This window comes from Streptomyces ochraceiscleroticus (assembly GCF_000720485.1).
Taxonomy (GTDB): Bacteria; Actinomycetota; Actinomycetes; order Streptomycetales; family Streptomycetaceae; genus Streptomyces; species Streptomyces ochraceiscleroticus.
In genome coordinates this window covers 34,260-60,320 of sequence record NZ_JOAX01000038.1, presented here as the reverse complement: position 1 = coordinate 60,320, position 26,061 = coordinate 34,260, and the positions used below count along the sequence as shown (strand labels likewise).

Annotated in this window: 23 protein-coding genes; 10 read left to right on the top strand and 13 right to left on the bottom strand. The window is 70.6% G+C overall.

Going from position 1 to position 26,061, the window contains the following annotated elements; genetic code table 11:
• The first annotated feature begins 26 nt into the window (after window positions 1-26).
• On the top strand, window positions 27-947 hold the full coding sequence (locus IG84_RS0133715) for a VldE C-terminal domain-containing protein (protein WP_031065963.1): 921 nt from the start codon (window positions 27-29) through the stop codon (window positions 945-947).
• A gap of 323 nt (window positions 948-1,270) precedes the next feature.
• On the top strand, window positions 1,271-1,786 hold the full coding sequence (locus tag IG84_RS0133710) for a hypothetical protein (protein ID WP_031065962.1): 516 nt from the start codon (window positions 1,271-1,273) through the stop codon (window positions 1,784-1,786).
• A 72-nt stretch (window positions 1,787-1,858) separates the two neighbouring features.
• Here IG84_RS0133710 and dapC read toward each other — a convergent pair whose 3' ends face one another.
• The gene (gene dapC / locus IG84_RS0133705) at window positions 1,859-2,956 is read right to left on the bottom strand and encodes a succinyldiaminopimelate transaminase (protein WP_031065960.1); all 1,098 of its coding nucleotides are present in this window, start codon (window positions 2,954-2,956) and stop codon (window positions 1,859-1,861) included.
• Between the two features lie 91 nt (window positions 2,957-3,047).
• Window positions 3,048-3,368, bottom strand: a complete 321-nt coding sequence (gene fdxA / locus IG84_RS0133700; protein WP_030264070.1) for a ferredoxin — start codon at window positions 3,366-3,368, stop codon at window positions 3,048-3,050.
• 141 nt (window positions 3,369-3,509) lie between these two features.
• Between fdxA and IG84_RS0133695 the strand changes: the two genes are divergently transcribed.
• Together IG84_RS0133695 and IG84_RS0133690 are read left to right on the top strand one after the other, a co-directional pair.
• Entirely contained in the window at window positions 3,510-4,517 is a 1,008-nt protein-coding gene (locus IG84_RS0133695) for a GNAT family N-acetyltransferase (RefSeq protein ID WP_031065957.1), read from the top strand.
• Between the two features lie 17 nt (window positions 4,518-4,534).
• Entirely contained in the window at window positions 4,535-5,389 is an 855-nt protein-coding gene (locus IG84_RS0133690; RefSeq protein WP_031065955.1) for a transglutaminase-like and tetratricopeptide repeat-containing protein, read from the top strand.
• A gap of 6 nt (window positions 5,390-5,395) precedes the next feature.
• On the opposite strand, the gene IG84_RS0133685 is transcribed toward IG84_RS0133690, so the two are convergent.
• From IG84_RS0133685 to IG84_RS0133665, 5 genes are all read right to left on the bottom strand, one after another.
• Window positions 5,396-6,547 (bottom strand): PP2C family protein-serine/threonine phosphatase, encoded by a 1,152-nt coding sequence (locus tag IG84_RS0133685; protein WP_051862771.1) that lies wholly within the window; start codon window positions 6,545-6,547, stop codon window positions 5,396-5,398.
• A 132-nt stretch (window positions 6,548-6,679) separates the two neighbouring features.
• Window positions 6,680-8,803: a hypothetical protein gene (locus tag IG84_RS0133680; protein WP_031065949.1), complete on the bottom strand. Its 2,124-nt coding sequence runs from the start codon at window positions 8,801-8,803 to the stop codon at window positions 6,680-6,682.
• Between the two features lie 165 nt (window positions 8,804-8,968).
• Complete coding sequence (locus tag IG84_RS0133675; protein ID WP_245659695.1) at window positions 8,969-9,436, bottom strand: DUF6113 family protein; 468 nt, start codon at window positions 9,434-9,436, stop codon at window positions 8,969-8,971.
• Window positions 9,433-10,368: an N-acetyl-1-D-myo-inositol-2-amino-2-deoxy-alpha-D-glucopyranoside deacetylase gene (gene mshB / locus IG84_RS0133670; protein WP_031065945.1), complete on the bottom strand. Its 936-nt coding sequence runs from the start codon at window positions 10,366-10,368 to the stop codon at window positions 9,433-9,435. Before mshB ends, IG84_RS0133675 begins: the two co-directional genes overlap by 4 nt.
• A gap of 107 nt (window positions 10,369-10,475) precedes the next feature.
• Entirely contained in the window at window positions 10,476-10,670 is a 195-nt protein-coding gene (locus IG84_RS0133665; RefSeq protein ID WP_030264052.1) for a hypothetical protein, read from the bottom strand.
• 206 nt (window positions 10,671-10,876) lie between these two features.
• On the opposite strand from IG84_RS0133665, the gene IG84_RS0133660 reads away from it, so the two are divergent.
• From IG84_RS0133660 to IG84_RS0133635, 6 genes are all read left to right on the top strand, one after another.
• A complete protein-coding gene (locus IG84_RS0133660; RefSeq protein WP_031065941.1) occupies window positions 10,877-13,030 on the top strand; it encodes a S9 family peptidase in 2,154 nt (717 codons plus the stop codon).
• 415 nt (window positions 13,031-13,445) lie between these two features.
• Window positions 13,446-14,477, top strand: a complete 1,032-nt coding sequence (locus tag IG84_RS0133655; RefSeq protein WP_031065937.1) for an ABC transporter permease — start codon at window positions 13,446-13,448, stop codon at window positions 14,475-14,477.
• Window positions 14,478-14,566: 89 nt separating this feature from the next.
• The gene (locus IG84_RS0133650; protein ID WP_031065934.1) at window positions 14,567-16,369 is read left to right on the top strand and encodes an ABC transporter substrate-binding protein; all 1,803 of its coding nucleotides are present in this window, start codon (window positions 14,567-14,569) and stop codon (window positions 16,367-16,369) included.
• Window positions 16,370-16,483: 114 nt separating this feature from the next.
• Window positions 16,484-17,461, top strand: a complete 978-nt coding sequence (locus IG84_RS0133645; protein WP_031065930.1) for an ABC transporter permease — start codon at window positions 16,484-16,486, stop codon at window positions 17,459-17,461.
• Window positions 17,462-17,472: 11 nt separating this feature from the next.
• Entirely contained in the window at window positions 17,473-18,534 is a 1,062-nt protein-coding gene (locus IG84_RS0133640; protein WP_031065927.1) for an ABC transporter ATP-binding protein, read from the top strand.
• A gap of 15 nt (window positions 18,535-18,549) precedes the next feature.
• Window positions 18,550-19,683 (top strand): ABC transporter ATP-binding protein, encoded by a 1,134-nt coding sequence (locus tag IG84_RS0133635; protein WP_031065924.1) that lies wholly within the window; start codon window positions 18,550-18,552, stop codon window positions 19,681-19,683.
• 125 nt (window positions 19,684-19,808) lie between these two features.
• Here IG84_RS0133635 and IG84_RS0133630 read toward each other — a convergent pair whose 3' ends face one another.
• From IG84_RS0133630 to IG84_RS0133605, 6 genes are all read right to left on the bottom strand, one after another.
• Window positions 19,809-20,837 carry an ABC transporter ATP-binding protein gene (locus IG84_RS0133630; protein WP_031065921.1) on the bottom strand — a complete coding sequence of 343 codons (1,029 nt, stop codon included), beginning with the start codon at window positions 20,835-20,837 and terminating at the stop codon, window positions 19,809-19,811.
• Window positions 20,827-21,783 (bottom strand): ABC transporter ATP-binding protein, encoded by a 957-nt coding sequence (locus IG84_RS0133625; protein WP_051862765.1) that lies wholly within the window; start codon window positions 21,781-21,783, stop codon window positions 20,827-20,829. Before IG84_RS0133625 ends, IG84_RS0133630 begins: the two co-directional genes overlap by 11 nt.
• A gap of 11 nt (window positions 21,784-21,794) precedes the next feature.
• Window positions 21,795-22,766 carry an ABC transporter permease gene (locus IG84_RS0133620; RefSeq protein ID WP_031065914.1) on the bottom strand — a complete coding sequence of 324 codons (972 nt, stop codon included), beginning with the start codon at window positions 22,764-22,766 and terminating at the stop codon, window positions 21,795-21,797.
• Window positions 22,759-23,682: an ABC transporter permease gene (locus IG84_RS0133615; protein WP_031065912.1), complete on the bottom strand. Its 924-nt coding sequence runs from the start codon at window positions 23,680-23,682 to the stop codon at window positions 22,759-22,761. The genes IG84_RS0133620 and IG84_RS0133615 overlap by 8 nt, the downstream gene beginning before the upstream one ends.
• Before the next feature lie 4 nt (window positions 23,683-23,686).
• The gene (locus IG84_RS0133610; RefSeq protein WP_031065910.1) at window positions 23,687-25,318 is read right to left on the bottom strand and encodes a peptide ABC transporter substrate-binding protein; all 1,632 of its coding nucleotides are present in this window, start codon (window positions 25,316-25,318) and stop codon (window positions 23,687-23,689) included.
• Between the two features lie 173 nt (window positions 25,319-25,491).
• Window positions 25,492-26,046, bottom strand: coding sequence for a hypothetical protein (locus IG84_RS0133605; protein ID WP_037801174.1), 555 nt, complete (start codon window positions 26,044-26,046; stop codon window positions 25,492-25,494).
• Window positions 26,047-26,061: the final 15 nt, after the last annotated feature.

The window sequence follows — 26,061 nt, the reverse complement described above, 5'->3', positions numbered from 1 at the left end:
CGCTGCGCTCCAGTACCGTATTGCGCGTGCTTCGCCGTCCCCAGCGTGCTCCCGTCCGCCGCAAGCGCCTCATACGCCTGTTCGCGGCTTTCGCCGTGCTCCTCGCGCTCGCGGCGTACCTCGTCGTGCAGTACGTGACCGGCGGCCCCGGCGCGCCGCGCTGCACGGTGCAGCCCGAGGGCGGCGGCGATCCGTACGAGCTCTCCCCGGAGCAGGCGGCGAACGCCGCGACGATCTCCGCGGTGGGCGCCTCGCGCGGGCTGCCGGAGCGCGCGGTGACGATCGCGCTCGCGACGGCCATGCAGGAGTCGGGGCTGCGCAACATCGAGTACGGGGACCGCGACTCCGTCGGCCTCTTCCAGCAGCGGCCCTCCCAGGACTGGGGCACGGCCGAGGACATCATGGACCCGGTCTACGCGGCCGGGGAGTTCTACAAGCACCTGGTGCAGGTCCCCGGGTACTCCCGGCTGCCGCTGACGGTCGCGGCACAGAAGGTGCAGCGCAGCGCGTTTCCGCAGGCGTACGCCAAGCACGAGGCGAACGCGGCGCTGCTGACCGGCGCGCTGACCGGGCGCGTGCCCGCGGCGCTGAGCTGTGCGGAGAGCCGGCCCGCCGAGAACGCGCCGGGCGGCACTGAGCAGGTACGCGAGAAGCTGGTGCGGGAGTTCGGGCCCGAGGTGCTGCCGCGGGCCGTCATGGCCGACCGGGCGGCGGCCGGCCGCACGCTCACGGTGCCGGTGACGGACGGCGCGGGCACGACGGCGCGGCAGCGCGGCTGGCAGCTGGCGGCCTGGGCGGTGGCGCACGCGTCGGAGTTGCGCATCGAACGCATCTCTTACGGCGATCGCCGGTGGCCCGCGGCGGATTCCGGGAATGGCTGGCAGAAGGTGTCCGGCGATTCCGGTGACACTGCGCCGACAGATGTTCGGATCACCACCGCGCAGTAGTCCGGGTATTCCCTCGACAGTGGGAATGGCGTCAATCCAGGTCGACAATTCCCGGAGTTTTCCTCACCCCTGCCACTGACCCGTAACTCCCTTGGGGCGGCAGAGGTGTGACGTTCTTTCACCTCCTCCGGACGTACGAATTTCGCCCACTTTCATCCGAAACAGATAATGCGATGCGTTACCAATTCTTTACCGGGGCGCACCGCAACCTTCGGGGCTCTGGCGCGGTATTCACTGCGTCCGCCCGGCAGTCGACTGCCGCCGCCCGGCGGGCACCGCACGTCCGCACAGAAGAACAAGTCCCTCTCCGTCAAAGGAGCACCATGTCCCTCCCCCTTACGCGTCGGATCGCCCGGGCCGCGCTGCTGGTCGCAGCGGGCGCAGCTCCCGTGGTCGGCGCCGCCGGCTCCGCGAGCGCCGTGGACCTGCCCAAGGCCGCCGACCTGGGTGGACTGACCAAGGTGGACCCGTCGAGCGTCACCGAGACCGCCGGCAACGCCCTGGAGAACACCAGCGCCGTGGCCGGCCCGGTCGCCGGTGAGGCCGTGAAGGAGGCCGTCCCGGAGGCCGGCCGCACCGGCAACGAGACGCTGCGCAAGCTCAGCCCCACCGCCAAGAAGACCACCGGTCACGTCACGGGCGACACCAAGGACGCCGTCGGCGAGACCACCCGGTCGCTGCCCACCGACGGACTCACCAAGGACCTGCCGCTCGCGGAGCAGCTTCCCGCGGGCGAGCTGCTCGGGCAGCTTCCGGTGACCAAGGGCCTGCCGACCGACAGCCTGGGCGGCCTGCCGGTCACGGGCCTGCTCGGCGGCCTGGGCGGCCTGGGCGGCTGACACCCCCGCCGGACGCGCGAGGGCCCCGGGAGCGGCTGCTCCCGGGGCCCTCGCGCGTATCGGGCCGATGCGCTACTCGGCGAGCCGCCGGACCGCCGCGTCCACCCGCTCGTCGGTGGCCGTGAACGCGATCCGCACGAACTGCCCGCCCGCCGGGCCGTAGAAATCACCCGGCGCGACGAGGATGCCGCGCTTGGAGAGATCGCCGACGGTGTCCCAGCAGGGCTCGTCGCGGGTCGCCCACAGGTACAGCGACGCCTCGCTGTGCTCGATGCGGAAGCCCGCGGCCTCGAAGGCCGCGCGCAGCGCGGTACGGCGGCGGGCGTAGCGCTCGCGCTGCTCGGCGACGTGCTCGGTGTCGCCCAGCGCCGCGATCGTGGCAGCCTGCACGGGCGCCGCGACCATCATGCCGCCGTGCTTGCGGATCTGCAGCAGCTCGCCGAGGACCGCGGCGTCACCGGCCAGGAAGGCCGCGCGGTAGCCCGCCAGGTTGGAGCGCTTGGAGAGCGAGTGCACGGCGACCAGGCCGTCGTACGATCCGCCGTTGACCGCCGGGTGCAGTACGGAGACCGGGTCGGCCTCCCAGCCCAGCTCCAGGTAGCACTCGTCGCTGAAGATCAGTACGCCGTGCTCGCGGGCCCAGGAGACCGTGCGGCGCAGCTCGTCGGCGCTCAGCACGCGTCCGGTGGGGTTGGACGGGGAGTTGAGCCAGAGCAGCTTCAGGCCGGTGGGGTCCAGCTCCGTGGGGTCGTCGTAGACGACCGGCTCGGCGCCCGCCAGCCGCGCACCGACCTCGTACGTCGGGTACGCCAGGCGCGGGTAGGCGACCTTGTCGCCGGCGCCCAGGCCGAGCTGGGTGGGCAGCCAGGCGACCAGCTCCTTGGAGCCGACGACGGGAAGCACGTTGGTGTGGTCCAGGCCCGCGGCGCCGAGGCGGCGGCCCGCCCAGCCGGTGAGCGCGTCGCGCAGCGCCGGCGTGCCCCACACGGTCGGATAGCCCGGGCTGTCCGACGCGTCGGCGAGCGCCTTCCGGATCAGCGGCGGCACCGGGTCGACCGGGGTCCCCACGGACAGGTCCACGATGCCGTCGGCATGCGCGGCGGCCGTCGCCTTGTAGGGCTCCAGCCGGTCCCAGGGAAAGACGGGGAGGCGTGCGGATACTGCGCCCACGTTGCTCTTCTTTCGTACGTGTCGGGGAACGGCTCGGTCCCGTACGGCGGTGCAGGCCGTACGGGACCGGAGCGGCGCTTGGGCCTGCCGCTTACTGGTTCTGCGGCGGCAGGGCGGCGATGAAGGGGTGGTCCTTTTCGATCAGGCCCAGCTTCGACGCACCACCGGGGGAGCCCAGCTCGTCGAAGAACTCGACGTTCGCCTTGTAGTAGTCCTTCCACTCCTCCGGGGTGTCATCCTCGTAGAAGATGGCCTCGACCGGGCAGACCGGCTCACAGGCGCCGCAGTCGACGCATTCGTCCGGGTGGATGTACAAGGACCGGGAGCCCTCGTAGATGCAGTCGACCGGGCACTCCTCGATGCACGCCTTGTCCTTGACGTCGACACAAGGCTGCGCGATGACGTAGGTCACGCTGTCGTTCCTCCTCGTTAGGGCCGGCGGACCGTCTTTGGGGCGGCCGCCTCAGGGCGCGCGGGAGCGCGGCGTCGTCGATGCCCGCACCTAGTATCTCCGGTCCCGGGCACGAGACGAACAAGAGGGGCGGGCACAGCTGTGGAATTCACCACGGGCGGACGACTGGAGGTCGCCATCACCCCTGCTGACGTGGGGAAAAGGGTATCGGTACGCAGGCTCGCCGAGCCCGGCACGTCCACGGAGCGATTCACCGACACGGTCGGCGTTCTCACATCGTGGGACGATGGTGTGCTGAGCATCACACGACGGACCGGTGAGGAGGTGCGGATCATGGAGAGCGCGCTGGTCGCGGGCAAGGTGGTCCCCGCCGCACCGGCCCGCCGGAGAGGCCCCGCGACGAGCGCCCGGGAGCTCACGGAGGTCGCCGCGCGCGGGTGGCCGGCTGTCGAGACGGAACGGCTCGGGGAATGGACGCTCAGGGCTGCCGCCGGGTTCACGAAGCGGGCTAATTCCGCGCTGCCGGTCGGTGACCCCGGCGTTCCGCTGGACGCCGCGCTGGACCGCGTCCGCGCCTGGTACGCAGCGCGCGGCCTGCCCCCGTACGTCGTCGTGTCCACCGGCGCGGCCGGCAGTGACGAGCTGCTCGCCGCCGAGCTGGAGCGGCGCGGCTGGACGGCCGAAGCACCCACCGTCGTACGCGTCGGCGCGCTCGCCCCGCTGGCCGACACCGACGCGGACACCGGCCGGGTACGGCTCTCCCGGGAACCGGACGAGGGCTGGATGTCGGTGTACAACCGGAGCGCCGACGCGCCGCCCGAGGCGGTAAAGGTACTGACCGGCGGGCCTTCCGTGTGGTTCGCGACGGTGCCGGGCGAGGACGGGCCCGCCGCCATCGGACGAGTGGTCATCGACGGCCGCTGGGCGGGCTTCGCCGCCGTGGAGGCCGCCCCGGCGCACCGCCGGCAGGGGCTGGCCACGCTGGTGATGGCCGCGCTCACCGAGCGGGCGCTCCAGGAGGGCGCCTCGGCGGCATACCTGCAGGTCGAGGCGGACAATGCCGGGGCCAGGGCGCTGTACGACGGCCTCGGCTTCACCGATCACCACCACTACCACTACCGGCGCGCCCCGCAGGACGGCCCGCGCTGAACGGGTACGGACCTGACATGCACCCCGACCCCGAGCCCGGACGCGACGCCGCCGCACGGCGGGAACGGTTCGCCGCGGCCGCGCGCGAGAAGCGCCCCGACCTGACACTGCTGTGCCTGCTGCTGGCCGCGGAGGCCGATCCGGGGCTGGACGAGCCCGCCCTGGACGCCGCGCAGATCGAGCTGGACCGGCTGGCGGGCCTGCTGCCGTACCAGCCGGCCGGCGGCCCGCGCGCCTGGGCCCGTAACGTCGCCGAGCTGCTCGGCCACCGCTGCGGCTTCCACGGCCTGCCCGCCGACTACCAGCGGCTGGAGTCCTCGCTGCTCCACGAGGTGCTGCGGCGCCGCCGCGGGCTGCCGATCCTGCTGTCCGTGGTGTGGACGGAGGTCGCCCGGCGGGCCGGTGCACCGGTGTACGGCGTGGCGCTGCCCGGGCACTACGTCGTCGGGTTCGGCGACCCGTACGGCGCGCACGTCCTGGTGGACCCGTTCGACGGCGGGCGGATCCTGACCGACGAGGACGCCGGGCTGCTGGTCGCGGGCGCGACCGGCGAGCCGCTGACGCCGCAGATGCTGGCGCCCGCCGATCCCCTGGAGACCGTCCTGCGGGTCCTGAACAACATCAGGGCCTGGGCGGCGGCCCGCCCCGAGCGCAGCGACGTACGGCTGTGGGCGATCGAGCTGTCGCTGCTGCTGCCGAGCCATCCGGCACGGCTGCGGCACGAGCACGCCAAGGTGCTGGTGGAGCGGGGCGACTTCGTGCGCGGCGCGGCGGAGCTGGAGGAGTACGCGACGGTGGTGGAGGCGGTGGACCCGGCGGCCGCCGAAACGGTCCGCCGGCAGGCGGCGGCGGCCCGGGCGATGCTGAACTGAGTGCGGTCAGTGGAGGGGGCGGGCCGGGACGGCCTGTCGGCCCCTCTCCGGGCCGTCCGCCGCCGGCCGCAGCGGTGCGCTGTCCGGGCTGCGCCGGACGACCAGTACGGTCGCGTCGTCCCGCAGCGCCCCGTCCGTGAAGCCCTCCAGGTCGGCGCGGAGGGCCGCGGCCAGCTCGGCCGGGCCGAGCCCGGTCCAGCCGGCCAGCCGCTCGCTCAGCGGGTAGAACGTGCCGTCCGGGCCGCGGGCCTCGGTCACGCCGTCGGTGCACAGCACGGCCCAGTCCTCGTCCAGCGGCCACGCGTCGAAGGCGCGGCGGCGCTCACCGGTCAGGTCACCCAGGCCGAGCGGCAGCCAGTGGCCCTCGTCGCGCTCGGTGACGGTGTCGCCGCGGACGACGTAGTACGGGATGTGCCCGCAGGACAGCGAGCGGCCGCGGCCCTCGGGGCTGACCTCCATGAGCAGCGCCGTCACGAAGCGCTCCTTGCCGCCCTGCGCGACCGCACGCGCATTGTGGCGCTTCAGGGACGCCTCCATGCGCTCGGCGACCCCCTCCAGCGTCGCCTCGTAGTGCGCGGCCTCGCGGAAGGAGGCCAGCGCCTCGTGGCCCGCGCCGATGGCCGGCATGCCCTTGCCCTGCACGTCGCCGATGACCAGCCGGATGCCGTACGGCGTCTCGACCGCCTCGTAGATGTCGCCGCCGACCCGGGCGCCCTCCAGCGCGGAGACGTAGAAGCCGGCGACGCCGTACCGTCCGGCGCGCAGCGGCAACTCGTGCAGCATGGCCCGCTGCACCTCGTCGGCGACCAGCCGGGTACGGGAGTACACCTCGTCGCGCCGCCGCCGGTTGTGGCACAGCCCCAGGGCGAAGGCGGCGACCACGAGGGTGCCGACGATCCCCACGAGGGAGCCGGACAGGGTCCAGTCCACGAAGTTCAGCGAGTAGATCCAGGCGCTCGCGGCGACGAACGTGACCGTCACCGCGGCGGTCCAGCGGGCGGAGCAGCGCAGCGCAGCGAACATCGGTACGACGCCGGCGAAGGAGATGATGCGCACCTGCGGGCCTGTGGCCCAGTCCGCCAGCGCGAGCAGGACCAACACGGCGATCAGGAGCAGTGCTCTCCGGCGGCCGGAGTGCTTCAGGCGCGTGAAAGGCATGGCACTCACCAGCATGCGCCCGCCGGCCGCCGCCCTGCAGGGGCGAAGGTCCCGTCGCCGGGGGACATTCGCGGGCAGTACGGGAAGGCCCCCACGGGCGTGCCGTGGGGGCCTTCGCGTCGTCGCCTCAGGTCAGCTCGGGTTCGTCGGGATGGTGACGACCCGCTGGGCCGGGGTGGCGCCGCGCAGCGCCTGGCTGACGGCGCCCGCGACCTCCTCGACGCTGACCGGCTTCTTCGAGCCGTCGCCCTTGGTGACCATGACGCCCTTGAACGTGTCGCCGTAGAGGGACTTCAGGGCGGGCCGGTCGTAGTACTCCACCAGCTTGCCGTTGACGGGCTTCATGGAGAGGAACTTCGGGATCGACTTCTCGGGGCTGAAGGACACCGTGTGCCGGGCGTCCGTCCGCACCGTGATCAGCCCGGACATCGCCGGCTTGGCGAAGTCCTTCAGGGCACGGTTCACCTCGGCGTCCGGGACCGTCGGCCGCTGCATGCTGGTCTTCAGGGCGACGGGCTGCCCCTCGGTGCCGGCGAGCCGCTCCTGGTACGCCGTGGTGACCTCCTGCTTGGCGGCCGCGACGTCGATCGACTTGTACGGCTTGCCGTAGTGCGGGACGGCCTTGCCTGCAGTGAAGACTATGCCGCCGTCCTTGGCCGCGCCCTGCTCGCCCGCCACCGCCTTCAGCGCGATGTCCAGCTTCTCGTCGTCGACGATCATCGCGGGCTCGGCCGTACGGGCACCGCCGAACAGCGAGCCGATGACCGAGACCGGGTTGTAGTCGCGGCCCGCCGCGGCCCGGACGGTGGCCTGGGTGTCGATGTCCAGGCCCGCCTTGGCGGGCAGCAGGGTCTGCGGCTGCCCGTCGACGGTCAGCTTCAGCGGCGCGGTCCTGGTGTCCTTCAGGGCCGCGTCGAGCTTCTCGACGGCCTGTTCCTTGGTCGTGCCGCCGATGTCCACGCCGAGCGCGGTGGTGCCGCCGGGCACGTCGGAGTGGTCCAGCAGCAGCCCGGCGCCGTAGGCGACGCCCGCGAGCACGACGATGCCGCCGAACGCGAGGACGAGCTTGTTACGGCCCTTCTTGCGCGGGTTGATCGGCTCGGGGATCTTCGCGCGCTGCGGGGGCTTCGGCGCCGCGGACGCGTCGGAGGGACCCGGACGGTCCCCGCGAGGCGGAGCCGGCGCCGCGCTGTCGGCGGGCACCGTGGGGATGCCGCTGACGAGCGTGTCGCTGGAGGTGCGGTTGTCCGTGCCGGTGACCGGGCCCACGGCGCCCGCGCGCTGCCCCGGCTGCGGGGTCAGTTCGGCGGTGTCGTCGCTCAGGGGCGGCGGGGTGGCGCCCCCGGTGAGCCCGCCTCCGTGGAGCGGGCCGGCGGGCCAGTCGTCGCGCGGCCAGTCGTCGGCCGGCCAGTCGTCGGAGCCGGAGCGCGCGCCGCCGGGCCGCTCGGCGGTGCGTCCAGTGGGTCCGGAGGGCGGCAGCGTCTCGCCCGCCGCCAGCGCCTCCAGCCCGGAGCGCGGCCGGCCGCCGCCGTCCGCGGGTCCGGCCCCGGGGAAGGAGAGGTCGCCGCTGGCAGGGCCGGTCGTCGGTCCCGACGGGCCGGGCGTGCCGGGCGCGGTGCCTCCGGGGCCCGCCGGGCCGCCGCCACCGGGCGCCGCCGGGCCGTCGGAGAAGTACGGCAGGACGGAGTCCTGGCCGGGCGCGGACTGCCCGGGGCGGCCGCCGCCGGCCGGGCGCTGCGGGAACTGCCCGCTGCCGGAGCCCTGGCCGCCGGCGGGCGGGGTGCCGCCCTGCGCCGCGGGGGCCTGGCCGGCCGCCGGGCGCTTGGGCCGGCGCGGCGCGAACCAGTCGCTCGTACTGGTCGGGGCCGCGGGCTCCTGCCGCTCCTCGGGCGCGTTCTCGGCGGACGCGGCGGGCGCGGGCGGCGCGGCCTGCGGCCGGGGCCGCGGCGTGCTGCCGGTGCGCTCCGCGTTCCGGCCGGCGCCGCCGTGGCCGCCACCGGCCCCGTCAGTGCCGTTCGCAGCGGTGTCCTCGCCGACCGGCTTGCGCACCACGACCGGCGGGATCGGCCGCGACCCCGGGATATTGATCTTGATGCGGGTGGTCAGCGTGGTCTCGGTCCTGGGCTCCTCCGGCCGCGCTGCTACCGCCTCGTCGGCGTCGCCCTGGCGGGTTCCGTACGGCGGGGTACCCGAGGGGTAGGCGGCAGCGCCGCGCCCCTGGGGCCCGGAGGACGAAGTGTCAGATTCACGACTCAAAGCAGGATCTCCCGGTTGGCTCCGCCGCTCGTCATCGACGTGCTTGGGCGGCTCGGCGGCGCGCACCACCATACTGTCCGGCGCGGGCGGGGATCCGGGGTGCGGCGGAACGCTCCCCGTACGGACGCCTGCCCGCGCCGCCGAACAAGGGCCTCGGACGGCCCGTCACATGCCACGTCGTACCGCACCCAGGTGCGACGGGCGACCCATGGATGCCGTGGTACAGATCACAGCGACGGCGATGCCGCCCAGCAGGAAGGCGTAGGCCCCCAGCCCGGCGCCGAAGACGAAGTCGCCCTCGGCTCGCGTCGTGCTGAGCGCGATCACCGTCACCAGCCAGGCGGCGGCCGGGGCCAGCGCCCCGACGACCGAGACGGCCGCCCGCGCGCCCCCGGTGAACAGCGCCGCGGCGCCCGCCAGCGCGAGCAGCAGGCCGCCGGGGAACCACGCCCCCTGGATCAGCGCCCCGGCCACCGCGACCAGCACGCCGAGGACGGCCAGGAGCACGTACAGCCCGGCCTTCAGTACGCCGCCGGGAGCCGTCTCCGGCTGCCGCGGCGTCTCGGCCGCGCCCGCCCCGGCGCCGCTGCCGGACGCCCGGCTGCGCCTGTCCGCCCCTTCGTTGCCGCTCATCGCGCCGTCTCCCTCGTGTCCGCGGCCGTCTCCGGCCCGTCCTGCGTCCGTACACCTGCGAAGAGGTCGTCCTCGCGTGCACCGTCCCGCGCGCCGGGCGTGCCGCGCACGAGGCGGTAGTGCTCGTCGCCCAGCAGCGGCTGGCCGAGATCGTTGGAGAGCGCGAAGAAGGGGCCGTCCACGGCGATCTGGGTGACGTGCGCGCGCATCGCCGCGGCCTTGGCCGCGCCGTGCTCGGGCGCGGCCGCGATCGAGGCGGTGACCTGGTCGTCCGGCACCACTCCGGGGACGTCGTCCACCTCGGCGACGCCGGGGAAGGACAGCCCTGCCGCGCGCAGCCGCTCGAAGCCCTCCTCGACGACGGAGCGCGGGTTGCAGTTCCAGTAGACCTTCTCGATCGCGTGGGCCGCGCCGAGCTCCGGCCGGAAGGCGGGGTCGGCGGCCAGGTCGGCGGCGCGCATCGCGACCCGGTGGGCCTGGATGTGGTCGGGGTGGCCGTAGCCGCCGTCCGGGTCGTAGGTGACCAGGACCTGCGGGCGCACCTCGCGGACCACCGCGACCAGGTCGCCGGCGGCCGTGTCCAGGTCGGCCTGCCAGAAGGCGTCCGGGCGGTCGTTCTGGGGCGCGCCCATCATCCCGGAGTCGCGGTAGCGGCCCGGAGCGCCGAGCAGGCGGTGGTCGGTGACACCCAGCTCGGCCATGGCGGCGGCCAGTTCGCCGCTGCGGTACGGGCCGAGCACGTCGTCCTTGTCGGCGGCCAGATGCGCGAGGTGCGGCGGGATGACCTCGCCCTCCTCGCCGAGAGTGCAGGTCACCAGCGTGACGAGGGCGCCCTCGGCCGCGTACTTGGCCATGGTGGCGCCGTTGTTGATCGACTCGTCGTCCGGGTGCGCGTGCACCAGCAGCAGACGGCGGGCGGGAAGGTCGGACATGGGGACAGCGTACGAGCCGTACGTGCGGCACGGGGAACCCGACCGGATGATCCACCCGGTCGGGCCCGGTAGCGCACGTCACGGCCGCCGAGGCGGCCGCGGCCGGCTCAGAACTTGATGCCGCCGATCATCCCGGCGATGTTGGTCGTCAGCTCTCTGATGGTGGGTGCGATCGTCGAGCTCGCGATGTAGAAGCCGAGCAAGATGCACACGACTGCGTGGCCCGCCTTCAAGCCTGACTTCTTCACCAGCAGGAAGACGATGATCGCCAGCAGCACCACCGCCGAAATCGAGAGTGCCACGGCGGTCACCTCCAAGTACGCATGGACGGAACGGGATTGGGCAGGTACGGCCTCGGCCCTTTGGCCAATGGCTCCATACCCACACGCCTCAGCGATCATAACTATCGGCGCGCACGCATATGCAGGTGCACGGGTGCAGAGTGGGGGCGCACACGATCTTGACGAGAGCGGCCGCGGTGAGCCCCATGGCCCTTACGCTCGGGCCCATGACCGGACAGCTCTCATTTCCCCGGCAGCACGCGCGCACCCAGCGCTTCAGCCTGGGCGTGCCGCGCGGCTTCAGCATCTCGCCGGATGGTACGCGCGTCGTCTTCCTCCGCTCCCGATCAGGCACCGATCGGGCGAATCTGTTGTGGGTCCATGACCTTGACGCCGGGCGCGAGTACCCGGCCGCGGACCCGGCGGCGCTGCTGGGCGGCACCGACGAGGAACTGTCGCCGCAGGAGAAGGCGCGTCGGGAGCGGGCCCGTGAGGGCTCGGCCGGCGTGGTCGGCTACGCCACCGACGCGGCCGTGGAACTGGCCGCCTTCCCCCTCTCCGGACGGCTGTTCGTCTCCGAGCTGCGGGCCGGCACCTGCCGCGAACTGCCCGTTCCCGGCCCGGTGGTGGACCCGCGCCCGTCCCCCGACGGCCGGTACGTCGCGTACGTCGCGGAGGGCGCGCTGCGCGTCGTGCCCGTCGGGGGTGACGGCACGGCGGACGGCGACCGGGCGCTGGCCTCCCCGGACGGGCCGGGCGTGACCTGGGGTCTCGCGGAGTTCATCGCGGCCGAGGAGATGAGCCGGTACCGCGGCTTCTGGTGGTCGCCGGAGAGCGACCGGCTGCTGGCAGCGCGGGTCGACGACTCCCCCGTACGGCGCTGGTGGATCGCCGACCCCGCGCACCCCGACAAGGCGCCCGCCGAGGTCGCCTACCCGGCGGCCGGCACCCCCAACGCCGAGGTCACGCTGGCCCTGCTGGGCCTGGACGGGGAGCGCACGGACGTCGTCTGGGACCGCGAGCGCTACCCGTACCTGGCCCGGGTGCACTGGTCCCCCGCCGGCCCGCCGCTGCTCCTGGTGCAGTCCCGTGACCAGCACTCCCAGCGGTATCTGGCGGTCGACACCGCGACCGGCGCGACCCGCCTGATGCACGCCGACGAGGACCCGGTGTGGGTCGAGCCGTATCCGGGCGTGCCGGCCTGGACGCCGGACCGGCGGCTGGTGCGGATCGCCGACGAGGGCGGCGCGCGCAAGCTCTTCGTCGGGGACCGGCCGCTGACGTCCGCGCCGCTGCACGTGCGCGGGGTGCTCGATATCGGCCAGGAAGATGTCCTGTTCTCGGCGAGCGCCGAAGACCTGCACGACGTCGGCGTCTACCGGGCCTGGTACCGCGGCAGCGGCGACCAGGGCGGCTGGGAGCGGGTGACGGAGCGCCCGTACGCCTCGTACTCCTCCGCGGTGCGCGTGGGCGAGGTGGCGGTCGTGTCGCACATGTGCGCGGAGCGGCCCGGGGCGCAGGTGGAGGTCCTGCGGCTGAGCGCCGACGGCAAGGAGACCCGGCTCGCGGAGATCCCCTCGTACGCCGAGACGCCGGTGCTCACCGCCCGGCCGCGGTTCACCACGGCGGGCGAACGGGACATCCCGTGCGCGGTGCTGCTGCCGACCGGTTACGAGGAGGGGGACGGGCCGCTGCCGGTGCTGCTGGACCCGTACGGCGGGCCGCACGCGCAGCGCGTGCTGGCGGCGCACAACGTCTTCCTCACCTCGCAGTGGTTCGCCGACCAGGGGTTCGCCGTGGTGGTCGCCGACGGCCGGGGCACGCCGGGCCGCTCCCCCGCCTGGGAGAAGGCTATTTCGCGGCGGGTCGCGGAGGTGACGCTGGAGGACCAGGTCGACGCGCTGCACGCGCTGGCCGAGCGCTTCCCGCTGGACCTGGACCGGGTGGCCATCCGCGGCTGGTCCTTCGGCGGATTTCTCGCCGGACTGGCCGCGCTGCGCCGCCCGGACGTCTTCCACGCGGCGGTGGTGGGCGCGCCCGTCACCGACCAGCGGCTTTACGACACGCACTACACCGAGCGATACCTCGGCCACCCGGACGAGGATCCGGACTCCTATGTACGGAATTCCCTGGTCACGGACGCGGGACTGGTGGAAGCGGCCGATCAGCACCGGCCAATGATGATCATTCATGGACTCGCCGACGACAACGTGGTCGTGGCACATTCCCTGCGATTCTCCTCGGCACTGCTGGCGGACGGGCGGCCGCACGAGGTACTCCCGTTGTCCGGCGTGACCCATATGACGCCGCAGGAACAGGTGGCCGAAAACCTACTCCTTCTCCAAGTCGCATTCCTCAAGCGGAGCCTCGGCCTCTCCTAGTACCGGAGAAACGCGCGCCCCGCCGCGTGGATATGTGCACGCGGGCGCGTGTGGAGTGGGGCGAAAAGCGACCGGCCGGGGAGGCTGTTGGCCTCCCCGGCCGGTCAACGGCACCCGCACGGCCGTACGCTGTCGAGCATGGCGCGTTCGTATATCGGTGCTGCGACGGCCAAGTGTCCTTCTTGTTAAGGATGTTGGGGACGAAATGTCCCCCATGCCGTACACCTCCGGTAACTGTCAAGCACGCCGTGGCGTCAATCTGCGCAATCTTCGCTCAAGAAGCGAACAAGCTGGCTACGGTCCGTCCGCAGACTCTTGACTCCGCCGTAAATCACTTGCGAAAGTCCGCTCAACCAGCGGTGCAACTCTGTGCCGCTTCATGTTCCAAGAGAACTCGGCGCGGGGGCACTTCGCGATGACTAGTCCATCCCAGACCGCGGTTTCCAAGACCGACACCCCAGGACTTGGACCCGACGGGCTGAGCAAGGGAAAGGACCGCAAGGGCGGCGAATTGGTCGGCCGTTCGCCCGGCCAATTGATGTGGGCACGCTTCAGGCGTGACCGCGTCGGAGTGATCAGCGCCTACGTCGTGCTGTTCTTCTTCGCCGTCGGCCTGCTGGCCCCGGTCATCTCCTCGTTGTACGGCAAGGACCCCTACACGCGGTACGGCATGCTCACACCGGGCCTGCTGACGAACGGTTACCCGACCCAGCCCAACGGCGGCATCTCCAGCGAGTTCTGGTTCGGCATCGAACCGACCCTCGGCCGCGACGTGTTCATGCAGCTCGTCTACGGCATCCGCACCACGCTGTACACCGCGGTCGCGATCACCATCGCCTCGGTGCTCACCGCGATCGTGCTCGGTGTGGCGGCCGGCTACTTCGGCGGCAGGATCGACTACTTCATCGGCCGGGTCATCGACCTGCTGATGGCCTTCCCGAACCAGCTCTTCTTCGTCGCCTTCGTGCCCGTCGTGGGCGCCGTCTTCGTGGCCCCCGAGGACGCCATGCCGACCTGGCTGCGGGCGACCATCCTGATCCTGGTGATGTGGTTCCTGGGCTGGATGAGCCTGGCGCGCCTGCTCCGCGGCCAGGTCCTCTCACTGCGAGAACGGGAGTTCATCGAGGCCGCGAAGGTCTCCGGCGCCTCACCGGCCCGCATCATCCGGCGCGAACTGCTGCCGAACGTGGTGACGCCGATCCTGGTCCAGACGACCTACATGCTCCCGAACTTCGTGACGTCCATCGCGGGCCTGTCCTTCCTGGGCGTCGGCTTCGTCGAACCCACCCCGGACTGGGGCCGGATGTTCGCCAACGCGGCCGACTACTACCGCAACGACATCACGTACCTCTTCTTCCCCGGCCTGGCGATGGTCATCTTCATCGTCGCCTTCAACCTGCTCGGGGACTCGGTCCGGGACGCTTTCGACCCGAAGCGGGCTCGATGAGATCCGTTCCGTGGGGGGTGCTGCCACCCCGGCACCGCATGAGTCAGGCAGCAGCAACGGATCAACGACAGGCAGGTGCATACACCGTCATGAGCAGCAACCGTACGCGCAGAACTCACGCCACCCTGGTCGCCCTGGCCGCCGGCGCGCTCGTCCTCACCGCGTGCAGCAGCGGCGCGGGCACCAACACGGAGGGCGGCAACGACCGCTCCGGCGCGGAGGCACAGCGCTCGCAGATCGCGTTCGGCGACGCCGCGGCGTCCAAGGGAGCGGCCGAGGAGGTGCCGGGAGCCCGGAAGGGCGGCACGATCAAGGTCTACCAGCGCGACACCTACTCGCACCTGGACCCGGCGCAGATCTACGTCAGCGACGAGGGCGCGCTCGCCACGCTGCTGTTCCGCAAGCTGACGACCTATCACATGGACAACAAGGGCAAGTACACCGTCGTCGGTGACCTCGCCACGGACAGCGGCCAGTCCTCCGACGGCGGCAAGACCTGGAAGTACACCCTCAAGGACAACGTGAAGTGGGAGGACGGCTCCCCGATCACCGCCAAGGACATCCGGCACTCGATCGAGCGGACCTTCGCGCCCTTCATCACCGACGGTCCGTACTACCTCCAGCAGTGGCTGGCGGACACCAACTCCACCGACTACCGCAAGCTCCTGAAGGACGGCCCCTACAAGGGCAAGCACCTTCCGGACAGCGTCCTTGAGACGCCGGACGACAAGACCATCGTCTTCCACTTCAAGTCGCCGCACCCGGACCTGCCCTACGCCCTGGCCATGGCCGGCTACGCCGCGGTGCAGGAGAAGAAGGACACCAAGGAGAAGTACGACAAGGCCCCGCAGTCCTCGGGCCCGTACAAGATCAAGCCGGGGTCCTTCAAGTCCGGCAAGGGCATGACGCTGGTCCGGAACACCGAGTGGGACCCGAAGACGGACAACTCCCGCCACCAGTACGTCGACAAGTTCGACATCCAGTTCGGTGTGTCCTACCCCGACTCGACCCAGCGTCTGATCGCGGACAACTCCGACAACCAGACGGCGGTCAGCTTCAACAACCAGGTCGACGCGGCCAGCATGCAGACCGTGTCCAACGACCCGAAGGTCAAGAAGCGCTCGACCTCCGGCTACCAGCCCTACGTCGGCGTCATCAACTTCAACATGAAGCGGATCAAGGACAAGAAGGTCCGCGAGGCCCTCGCCTACGCGATGCCGACGCAGGCCGTCCTGGACGCCTACGGCACCCCGGGCGGCGGCGAGCTGGCGGGCAGCTACATCAGCCCGACGGTCACCGGCTACAAGGACATCGACCCCTACGGCAAGCTGAAGAAGCCGCTGGGCGACGTGGCGAAGGCGAAGAAGATCCTGAAGGACGCCGGCAAGACCGGCATGAAGATCACCTTCGCCTACATGAACGCGCCGGAGCCGCAGAAGTACTCGGTCTCCATCGTCGACAACCTCAAGAAGGCCGGCTTCGACGTCCAGCCGAAGGACCTGCCCTCCGACACCTACTACGACGTGATCGGCAAGGTCGACAACAAGTTCGACATCTACGCCTCCGCGTGGGGCGCGGACTGGCCGAGTGCCTCGACCGTGCTGCCGCCCACCATGGACGGCCGCCAGGTCCAGGACGGCTCGCCGAACTACTCGCACTACGACAACCCGGAAGTCAGCAAGGAGATGGACCGCATCGCCAAGATGTCGGACCAGGAGAAGGCTTCCGAGGAGTGGTTCAAGCTCAACGAGAAGATCCTCAAGGAGGACCTGCCGGCGATCCCGACCTTCTACTACAAGCAGATCCAGCTCCACGGTTCCAAGGTCGGCGGCGTCGTGAACAACGACATCATCAGCGGTGTCGACCCGACGAAGCTGTTCCTCAAGAAGTAACCGTGCCCTCGCGCCGGTAACCCTGGCGCCCGGTGTGCCCGTCCGGACCGGACGGGCACACCGCGCGGTCCCCACCCACCTCCTTCCGCTGCCCCACGAGAGCTGCGATCTGCCATGCTTCGTTTCCTTTTCCGCCGGTCCCTCGGCGCGATCGTGATCCTGCTGCTGATCAGCGCGTTCACCTTCTTCCTGTTCTTCGCCGCCCCAAAGGATCCCGCGCTGCTGTCCTGCGGAAAGAACTGCACCCCGGACGCCATCGCCCTGATTCACAAGAATCTCGGCCTGGACAAGCCGATCCCCGTCCAGTACTGGGACTTCATGTCCGGCATCGTGACCGGGCGCGACTTCGCCCAGGGCCCCTGCCCGGCCCCGTGCTTCGGCTACTCGTTCGCGAACGGCGACCCGGTCTGGGACACCATCATCGACCGCTTCCCGACCACCATCTCGCTCACCATCGGCGGCGCGGCGGTCTTCCTCACGGTCGGCCTGGGCACCGGCATGATCGCCGCCTGGAAGCAGGGCAAGCTGGTCGACAAGGTCTTCAGCTCCGCCTCGCTGGTGCTGAGCTCGATGCAGATCTACTTCATCGGCCCCATCGTGCTGGCGCTGCTGGTGTACAACCTGGAAATCCTGGGGCAGCCCAAGTACGTCAACTTCACGGACAATCCGGCCGCCTGGTTCATGGGGCTGCTGATCCCCTGGTGCGTGCTGTCGGTCATCTTCACCGCGCAGTACACCCGTATGGCGCGCTCCTCGATGATCGAGCAGCTCGCCGAGGAACACGTCCGTACCGCACGCGCCAAGGGCATGACCCGGGGGACGGTCTTCTTCCGGTACGCCTGGCGAGGGTCCCTCATCCCCATCGTCACCATCTTCGGCATCGACCTCGGCTCGCTCTTCGGCGGCGCGATGATCACGGAACAGACCTTCGCCCTGCCGGGCCTGGGCACCCTCGCGGTGAAGTCCGTACGGGACACCGACCTGCCCATGGTCATGGGCGTGATGCTGTTCGCGGCGGCGTTCATCGTCCTCTTCAACATCATCGTCGACGCCTGCTACGCGTTCATCGACCCGCGCGTGCGCCTGTCCTAGGAGAGCCACCAGTGACCACACTCACCAAGACCGAAGGCGCACCGGTCCCGACCGGATCGGACCCCTTCCTGTCGGTCCGCGACCTGTACGTGCGGTTCTCCACCGAGGACGGCATCGTCAAGGCCGTCGACGGGCTCTCCTTCGACCTGCAGAAGGGTCAGACGCTCGGCATCGTCGGCGAGTCCGGCTCCGGCAAGTCGGTGACCAACCTCGCCGTCCTGGGCCTGCACAACCCCGCCTCCACCGAGATCGCCGGCGAGATCACGCTGGACGGCCAGGAGCTGACCGGCGCCCGCGAGCGCACGCTGCAGAAGCTCCGCGGCAACAAGATGGCGATGATCTTCCAGGATCCGCTGACGGCGCTCTCGCCGTACTACACGGTGGGCCGGCAGATCGCCGAACCGTTCATCAAGCACACCGGCGCGAGCAAGCGCGAGGGCCGGCAGCGCGCCATCGAGATGCTGACCAAGGTCGGCATCCCGCAGCCGGGCCTGCGGGTGGACGACTACCCGCACCAGTTCTCCGGCGGCATGCGCCAGCGCGCGATGATCGCCATGGCGCTGGTCTGCAACCCCGCGCTGCTCATCGCGGACGAGCCGACCACCGCGCTCGACGTCACCGTCCAGGCCCAAATCCTGGACCTGCTGAAGGACCTCCAGCAGGAGTTCGGCTCCGCGATCATCCTGATCACCCACGACCTCGGCGTGGTCGCCAACATGGCCGACGAGCTGCTGGTGATGTACGCGGGCCGGGCGGTGGAGCGCGGCACGGTCAAGGACATCCTCACCGCGCCCCAGCACCCCTACGCCTGGGGCCTGCTGGGTTCGATGCCGCGCCTGTCGGCCAGCGTCGACGAGCCGCTGCACCCGATCCCCGGCTCCCCGCCGAGCCTGCTCAACCCGCCGTCCGGCTGCCCCTTCCACCCGCGCTGCGCCTTCACCTCGGAGGTGGGCGGCACCCGCTGCGCCGACGAGCGGCCGCTGCTGGCGCCGGGGCGCGCCTCGGCCTGCCACCTGACCGCCGAGCAGAAGCACACCTTCTTCACCGAGCAGATCAAGCCCCGGCTGGGCTAGGGAGCGACGACCATCATGAGTGAAACCACAGACGTCACCCTGCCCGCTCCCCGCGACGCCGTCCCGGCGGGCGAGCCGCTGCTGGTCACCGAGGGCCTGACCAAGCACTTCCCGATCATGGGCGGCTTTCCGTTCCGGCGGAAGATCGGCGCCGTGCAGGCGGTGGACGGGCTCGACCTGACCGTGTACGCGAGCGAGACCTTCGGCCTGGTCGGCGAGTCGGGCTGCGGCAAGTCCACGACGGGCCGGCTGCTGACCCGCCTGCTGGAGCCCACCAGCGGCACGATCTCGTACCGGGGCCGGGACATCACCCACGCGAACCGCAAGCAGCTCGCGCCGGTCCGGTCCGAGATCCAGATGATCTTCCAGGACCCGTACTCCTCGCTGAACCCGCGGCAGACCGTCGGCACGATCATCGGCGGCCCGATGGAGATCAACGGGATCAACCCGCCCGGCGGCCGCGAGAAGAAGGTCCGCGAGCTGCTGGAGACCGTCGGCCTCAACCCCGAGCACTACAACCGCTTCCCGCACGAATTCTCCGGCGGCCAGCGGCAGCGCATCGGCGTGGCCCGCGCCCTCGCCCTGGAACCGAAGCTGATCATCGCCGACGAGCCGGTCTCGGCGCTGGACGTCTCCATCCAGGCGCAGGTCGTCAACCTCCTCCAGGAGCTCCAGCGCGAGCTGGGCATCGCGTTCCTCTTCATCGCCCACGACCTGGCGATCGTGCGGCACTTCAGCCAGCGGGTCGCGGTGATGTACCTCGGCAAGATCGTCGAGGTCGGCGACCGCGAGTCCATCTACTCCCGGCCGCGCCACCCGTACACGCACGCGCTGCTCTCCGCCGTGCCGGAGGCGAAGCTCACCGAGGACGGCGAGGACGACCGCGAGCGCATCCGGCTCGCGGGCGACGTGCCCTCGCCGGTCAACCCGCCCTCCGGCTGCCGCTTCCGCACCCGCTGCTGGAAGGCGCAGGACAAGTGCGCCACCGAGGAGCCGCCGCTGTTGCAGATCGCGGGGAACGCGGCCGGGCACCTGACGGCGTGCCACTTTCCGGAGGAGCCGACGCTTGCCTCGCGGGGCGAGGACATCGTGCTGGACCCCGCGCTCGCGGCGATCGAGGAGGGCAGCGCCCCCTCGAAGGAAGCCTGACCGCATCGCCGCGGTGGTCCGGGTCATGACGACCTTTCCCGCCGCGCCGGTTGCTCGCGCAGTTCCCCGCGCCCCTTCAGGGGCGCGGGGAACTGCGCGACCAGCCACAACGGTGCCGCACCGGGCTACTCACTCGGCACGACGTGGCGCTCCTCCGCGAAGTGACACGCGGAAGGATGCGCCGGACCCGCGGCCCCCGCGAACCACTCGGGCACGGCCAGCGGAGGCACGACCTCCGCACACACCGGCTGCGCCTTCCAGCACCGCGTGCGAAACCGGCACCCCGACGGCGGATCCGCCGGCGACGGCACGTCCCCGGCCAACAGGATGCGCTCCCGATGCTCCCGAGCATCGGGATCCGGCACCGGCACCGCGGAGAGCAACGCCTGCGTGTACGGGTGCGTGGGGTGCCCGTAGATCTCGTCCTCCGTGCCGGTCTCCACGATCCGGCCCAGATACATGACCGCCACCCGGTCCGAGATGTGCCGCACCACCGACAGGTCGTGCGCGATGAAGACGTACGACAGATCGAACTCGTCCTGCAGCCGCTCCAGCAGGTTCACGACCTGCGCCTGTACGGAGACGTCCAGCGCGGACACCGGCTCGTCCGCGACGATGATCTCGGGCCGCAGCGCCAGCCCCCGCGCGATGCCGATCCGCTGCCGCTGCCCGCCGGAGAACTGGTGCGGGTACCGGTTCACGTACTCCGGGTTCAGCCCGACCACGTCCAGCAGCTCCTGCACCCGGCGCCGCCGGTCCCCCTTCGGGGCCACCTCCGGATGGATGTCGTACGGCTCGCCGATGATGTCGCCCACCGTCATCCGCGGATTCAGCGAGGTGTACGGGTCCTGGAAGACCATCTGGATGTTGCGGCGCACCGCCTTCAGGGCCCGCCCGGACAGCCTGGCGATGTCCTCGCCGTGGTACCGGATCGCGCCCGCGGTCGGCCGCTCCAGGCCGACCAGTGTCCTCGCGACAGTGGACTTGCCGCAGCCGGACTCCCCCACGATGCCGAGCGTCTCGCCCTTGCGCAGGTCGAAGGAGACGCCGTCGACCGCCTTGACCGCGCCGACCTGCTTCTTCAGGACGATGCCCTGGGTCAGCGGGTAGTGCTTGACCAGGTCGCGCACTTCCAGAATGGCCTCAGCGGTCATGCGGCGGCTCCTCGTCACGCACGGTCTCCTCCCAGAAGTGGCAGGCGCTGGACCGGCCCGGCGCCACGTCCGGCAGGCCCTTGATCGCGTACAGCTCCTGGCCCTTCTGGTCCAGGCGCGGGATGGAGTCCAGCAGGCCGCGGGTGTAGGGGTGCGCGGGGGTCTTGTAGAGATCGTGAATGGGAGAGGTCTCGACGATCCGGCCCGCGTACATCACCGCGATCCGGTCGGCGACGTCCGCGACCACGCCCAGGTCGTGGGTGATCAGGATCAGCCCCATGGCGTACTCGCGCTGGAGGTCGGCCAGCAGGTCCATGACCTGGGCCTGGACCGTGACGTCCAGCGCCGTCGTCGGCTCGTCGGCGATGATCAGGTCCGGCTCCAGGGCCAGCGCCATCGCGATCATGATGCGCTGCCGCATACCGCCGGAGAACTGGTGCGGGTAGTCCCCCACGCGGCTGCGGGCCGCGGGGATCTTCACCCGGTCCATCAGCTCGACCGCCTTGGCCCGCGCGTCCTTGCGCTTCATTCCCTGGTGGACCTCGTACATCTCGCCGAGCTGCGCGCCCACCGACAGCACCGGGTTCAGCGAGGACAGCGCGTCCTGGAAGATCATCGCCATCCGGGCGCCGCGGACCCTGCGCCGCTCCTCGGGCGCGGCCTTGAGCAGGTCCCGGCCCCGGAAGAGGACCTCGCCGCCGGTGACGAAGCCGGGCGGCGAGTCGAGGATCCCCATGACCGCCTGGGCGGTGACGGACTTGCCGGAGCCGGACTCGCCGAGCACGGCGAGCGTCTCGCCCGCGTCGACGCGGTAGCTGACGCCGTTGACGGCCTGGGCGACGCCGTCGCGGGTGCGGAACTCCACGTACAGGTCGCGTACATCGAGCAGGGCAGGGGCCGGTGTACTGGAGTCCGGCGCGGGCTCGGGAGTGGTGGCGGTGGCCATCAGCCGTCTCCTCAGCGCAGCTTGGGGTCGAGGGCGTCGCGTACCGCGTCGCCGAGCATGATGAACGCCAGCACCGTGATCGACAGCGCGCCCGCCGGATACAGCAGCATGTGCGGCGCGTTGCGGATGTAGGTGGAGGCGGTGGAGATGTCGATGCCCCAGGAGACGGTGGGCGGCTTCAGGCCCGCGCCGAGGTAGGACAGCGTGGCCTCCAGGGAGATGTACGTACCGAGCGCGATGGTGGCGACGACGATGACGGGGGCCACGGCGTTGGGCGCGATGTGCCGCAGCAGCAGCCGGCCGGAGGAGGCGCCGAGCGCCCGCGCGGCCTGGACGTAGTCGTTCTGCTTGGCGGTGACGACGGAGCCGCGGGCGATCCGGGCGATCTGCGGCCAGCCGAGCAGCACGATGAAGCCGACCACCGGCCACACCGTCTTGCTGGTGACGACGGACAGGAAGACCAGGCCGCCGAGGAGCACGGGGATGCCGAAGAAGATGTCGGCGACGCGCGAGAGCAGCGCGTCCCACCAGCCGCCGAAAAAGCCGGCGAGGCCGCCGAGGGCGCTGCCGAGGAGGGCCGCGCCCGCGGTGGCGCAGATGCCGACGGTGATGGAGGCGCGGGCGCCGTAGACGGTACGGGTGTAGACGTCCCGCCCCTGGGTGTCGAAGCCGAAGGGGTGGCCGGGCGCGGAGCCCTCCTGGGCCTTGGCGAGGTCCGCGCGGTAGGGATTCCCGTCGGCGATCAGCTCCGGCCAGATCGCGATGACGACCAGGAAGAGGATGATCAGCGCGGAGACCAGGAAGACGGGGTTGCGGCGCAGGTCGCGCCAGGCGTCGCCCCACAGGCTGCGCGGCTTGTCGCGCGGGCTCCCGCCCCGGCCGTTCCGGCCGCCCTCCAGCGTCTCGGCCTCGGCCATCGCCAGGGCGGTGGTGCCGCCGTCCCCATGGGTGACCGCTTCTTTCGGTACGTATTGCTCAGGCATAGCGGATCCTCGGGTCGAGGACGGCGTACAGCAGGTCGACGACGAGGTTGGCGAAGAGGAAGACCAGCACGAGGACGGTGACGAAGCCGACGACGGTGGGCGAGTTCTGCCGCAGGATGCCCTGGTAGAGCTGGAAGCCGACGCCGTGGATGTTGAAGATCCGCTCGGTGACGATGGCGCCGCCCATCAGTTGGCCGATGTCGGTACCGATGAAGGTGATCACCGGGATCAGCGAGTTGCGCAGCAGGTGCCGGGTGACGACCCGGCGCCGCGGCAGCCCCTTGGCCACCGCGGTGCGCACATAGTCCGCGCGCGCGTTCTCGGCGAGCGAGGTGCGGGTGAGCCGGGTGACGTACGCGAGCGAGACCAGCGCGAGCACCACGCCGGGCAGCAGCAGTTCGTCCAGGTACGCGTCGGTGGAGACGGTCGGCTTCACCCACCCCCACTTCACGCCGAGCAGGAACTGCAGCACATAACCGCTGACGAAGGTCGGAATGGAGACCACGACCAGGGTGAAGACCAGGACCGAGGTGTCCAGCGCGCGCCCGCGCCGCAGCCCGCTGAGGACGCCGAGGGTGACGCCGACGATGATCTCGATGACGATGGCGACCAGGGTCAGCCGCAGGGTGACCGGGAAGGCGGTGCCCATCAGCTCGGTGACCGGCTGCCCGTTGAAGGCGGTGCCGAAGTCCCCGCGGAAGATCTGGCCCATGTAGTGCAGGTACTGCTTCCACAGCGGCTGGTCGAGGAGGAGTTCCTCGCGGATGCGCGCCGCGGTGGCGGGGTCGGGGGCGCGGTCGCCGAACATCGCGGCGACCGGGTCGCCCAGCGCATACACCATGAAGAAGATCAGGAACGTGCTGCCGATGAACACCGGGATCATCTGGAGCAGCCGCCGGATGACGTAGCGTCCCATGAGGTCAGCTGCCGACCTTGATCCGGTCGTAGACGGGCACGCTGAACTGATTGAGTCTCACATCACTCAGCCGGTCGGTGTAGCCCCCGCTGCCGTTCTGGTACCAGAGCGGGATCACCGGCATGTCCTTGACCAGTACCTTCTCCGCGTCCTGGAACTTCCGCACGGCCGCCTGCCGGTCGGTCTCGGCATTGGCCTCGTCGACCAGCTTGTCGAACTGCTTGTTGCTGTACTTGCCGTCGTTGGAGGAGGCGTCGGTGTAGTACATCGGCTGCAGGAAGTTCTGGATGAGCGGGTAGTCCATCTGCCAGCCGGCACGGAACGGCCCCTTCATCTTCTTGGCCGTGATCTGGTTCCGGTAGTCCGCGAAAGTCCCCACCGGATTGCCCACACACGCCTTGTCGTTCTTCAGCACCTTGTTGACGCTGTTGCAGAGCGCGTCGACCCAGTCCTTGTGCGAGCCGGTGTCGGCGTTGTACGTGACGGTGACCTTGCCGCCGGGCAGCCCGCCGCCCTCCTTGATGAGCTTGCGCGCCTCGGCCGGCTTGTATGCGCACGCCGTTCCGCACAGCCCGGCCTTGTACCCGCCGTCGGCCTTGAGCACGGGCGAGGTCCAGTCACTGGCCGGGGTGCGGGTGTTCTGGAAGATCTGCCGGGTGATCGTCTTGCGGTCGATCGCCATGGACAGCCCCTGCCGCACCTTCGCCATCTTCTGCGATCCCCACTTGGGGTCGTACATGGGAAAGGTCAGGGTCTGGATGATTCCGGCGGGCTGATTGATGTACCGGTCGCCGAGGTCCGCCTTCGCGTTCTTGAGCTGCGCGGCGGGAATGTCATCGCTGAGGTCGAGATTGCCGGCCTGCAGATCGGTGTAGGCGGTGTTGTTGTCGGTGTAGACCCGCAGGTCCACGCCGCCGTTCCGGGCCTTGTCCGGGCCCGTGTACCCGCCCCACTTCCGCAGCTTCATCGCCGACCCCTTGGTGTAGGACTCGACCTTGTACGGCCCGTTCCCGACCGGCTTCTTCAGCCAGCCGTCATGGTCCTTGAAGAAGGCGCGCGGCAGCGGCGCGAAGGCGGGATACCCGAGCGTCTGCGGCCAGGTGGAGAACTTCTGGTTGAGCCGCACGGTAAAGGTGTGGTCATCCTTCACCCGCAGCCCGGACAGCGTCTTGGCGCTGGACTTCCCGCTCTCCGGATGGACCTTCTCGTATCCCTCGATATACCCGAAGAAATAGGCATTCTTCTGATTGTTGTCGATCAGCGCCCCATAATTCCAGGCATCCACGAACGACTGCGCGGTGACCGGCTCCCCATTGCTGAACTTCCAGCCCTTTTTGATCGTGACCGTGTAATTCTGCTGATCCTTGGTCTCGATCTTCCGGGCGAGCATGTCCTCGGCCTCGCCGGTCTTCGGGTCGTACCGCTTGAGCCCCCGGAAGATCATGTCGAGGACCTTGCCGCCCTGCACCTCGTTGGTATTGGCGGGCTCCAAGGGGTTCTGCGGGTCACCCCAGGACGAACTGAGGACTCCCTTGCCGTCCCCGCCACCGCCGCCCCCGCCGCCACCACACGCCGTCGCCACGAGGGCGACGGCCACCGTTCCCACCGCCCACTTCGCACGGGTGGCTCCACGCATCCGGTGCCTCCTCAGTCCGCGACACAAGTCGTACGTAGGCCACATAAGAACCCAAAGAGGATGCGGTCGCACTCCCACTACGGCCGTACGAGCCCCCGGCTCCACGGAAACCATCCGAATGCGCGAGCGCCCCCGGGGTGGCCGGGGGCGCGGAGGGGGGGTGGGGGCGGAGGTCAGGAAAGCGGCGGGCTCACCTTGTCGATGTCCGCGAGGATCTGACGCTTCAGCTCGATGTCGGACTCCACGAGGTCCCGCGCGAACTTGCCGGGGTCCCTCTCGTACATCGCCCGGCCGAGCTCCGAGTGAAAAGCCTCGGCCGGAAGCTGGTCCTGCCCCTCGGCGAAGAACTTGAGGATTTCCTCCGTCGCCGCGAGCGCGTAAACGGCCTGCGGGCGGAACTGCCGACGGTCCTTTGCCGGAGTCCGCAGCATTTCGGGGCTGATACGGGTGGTGATCCGGCCGGCCACCGCCTTGAACTCCCCGGGGTCAATGATCCGGGAAGGCGTCGGACCGCCGAATGCCGGCGGAGGCGGCGGCGTTTCCTCCGCCATCTCGAAAGCGAACTGCCGCTGACGCCCGCACCCCGCGCACGCGCCCTCGTACACCGATACCAGCGCACCCTCGCGCTGCTGGAGGCTGTGCTGACGCGCGAAATCCGCGACCCCGCATTCGCACGGATGCAGGTCCATGTAGAGGTGGGCTTCCAGGGCCGAACGCGCTATCAGCATGATCGCGATCCTATA